The sequence below is a fragment of the Methylobacterium sp. W2 genome (assembly GCF_020662345.1).
Classification (GTDB): Bacteria; Pseudomonadota; Alphaproteobacteria; order Rhizobiales; family Beijerinckiaceae; genus Methylobacterium.
Genome location: NZ_VMOA01000126.1, coordinates 1 through 225, shown reverse-complemented (window position 1 = coordinate 225; position 225 = coordinate 1). Strand labels below are relative to the sequence as shown.

Genomic DNA, 225 nt, shown 5'->3' with positions numbered 1-225 from the left:
TTGAAGCAGTTGGAGGACGAGAACGGCAAGCTCAAGCGGTTGGTCGCAGACCTGACGCTGGACCGCTCGATGCTGCAGGACGTGCTCAAGCGAAAGTGGTGAGGCCCGCCGTTCGCCGTGAGGTCGCCGGTCACCTGCAGGTGGCCTACGACATCAGCGAGCGTCGGGCCTGTCTGGCCACCGGCTTCGGCCGTTCGTCCCAGCGCTATACCAAGCGCTCTGATC

The 225-nt window shown here is 64.4% G+C and carries 1 pseudogene; it reads left to right on the top strand.

Annotation, left to right across the window (positions count from 1 at the left end):
- Window positions 1-225 (top strand): annotated as a pseudogene (locus FPV16_RS26015) (IS3 family transposase); the annotation flags it as partial.